This window comes from Campylobacter sp. JMF_01 NE2, assembly GCF_027737365.1.
Classification (GTDB): domain Bacteria; phylum Campylobacterota; class Campylobacteria; order Campylobacterales; family Campylobacteraceae; genus Campylobacter_B.
The window spans coordinates 1-1,396 of sequence record NZ_JAOVTR010000015.1 but is presented as its reverse complement, the minus strand read 5'-3'; the positions used below and the strand labels follow the sequence as shown (position 1 = coordinate 1,396).

The window sequence follows — 1,396 nt, the reverse complement described above, 5'->3', positions numbered from 1 at the left end:
GTTTTAGCAAGAGCTGGTGCCGTTAGTTTTAGGGCACCTTTTAATACAGATAAAGATATGCGAATATCAGTAAATTCAAATAAAACTAAATATATGGATATTCATCTTTCAAGTCTAGCTCAGTATGCCGAATCTGGATTTTTTGGAGAAATGGATTTTGCTATTGTTGAGATTTCAGGTATCACAGAAGATGGGAAATTGGTGCCATCGACTTCGGTGGGTAATGCGCAAAATTGGCTAAATATTGCCAAAAAAGTTATTTTAGAAGTAAATATTTCTCAGCCATTGGAATTAGAAAAACTGCATGATGTCGCTGTTTTGGCTCGTTCGCCGTATCAAAAAGAAATACCTATCAATGAAGTAGGAGATCGCATAGGAACACCATATTTAACAGTCGATCCAGATAAAGTCGTAGCCGTAGTAGTAGCAAACACACCAGATCGTGTTAATAAATTTACTCCACTTGATGAAATTTCAATCGCAATCGGAGATAATGTCGTTAAATTTTTTGAACAAGAAGTAAAAGCCGGAAGGTTGCCAAAAGATACGCTTTTGCCACTTCAATCTGGCATTGGCAATGTCGCAAATGCCGTTTTGGCTGGACTTAAACGAGCAGGATACAAAGGCCTTACATGCTACACAGAAGTTATCCAAGACGGACTTTTAGACTTAATCAAAGACGGCGTTGTCGAAATGGCAAGCTCTGCTTCGCTCTCTCTTAGCCCTGATGCAGTTGATGACTTCCGCGAAAACATCAACTTCTACTCCAAACACATAGTCCTTCGCCCACAAGAACTTTCAAACAACCCGGAAGTCATAAGAAGACTTGGCGTAATAGCAATGAACGGAATGCTAGAAGCCGACATTTACGGAAATGTAAATTCGACAAATGTTATGGGAACACAGATGATGAACGGCATAGGCGGAAGCGGTGATTTTGCAAGAAATGGTTATATTTCTATATTCCTTACGCCATCAACTGCAAAAGGTGGAGCAATAAGCTCAATCGTTCCTTTTGTAAGCCATGTCGATCACACAGAACACGATACAATGGTAATAGTTAGCGAATATGGTTATGCAGATTTGCGTGGTAAAAGCCCAAGAGAAAGAGCCGCTGAGATGATAAAAATCGCTCACCCTGATTACAGAGAAGCTTTGCAAGATTATTTTGATAGAGCTTGTGCTAATGAAAAAGCAGGTCATACGCCACATATTTTAGACGAAGCACTATCTTGGCATGATAGATTTAATAAAACAGGAACGATGAAAAAGGCGTAGGCTTTTTAAGTTGAAACTAGCCTAGCTCTTAATTCCCCAAGCCTGACGGATTTACGCACAAATTTAGGCAATTTCATCGCTCATTACCGCCACAGGTAACTTCGCTCGAAACTGCCTA

General features: G+C 39.9%; 1 protein-coding gene. It reads left to right on the top strand.

Annotation, left to right across the window (positions count from 1 at the left end):
• A partial coding sequence (locus tag OFO01_RS08905) for an acetyl-CoA hydrolase/transferase C-terminal domain-containing protein (RefSeq protein ID WP_270875544.1) occupies positions 1-1,278 on the top strand: 1,278 nt, incomplete at its 5' end.
• Between the last annotated feature and the right edge of the window lie 118 nt (positions 1,279-1,396).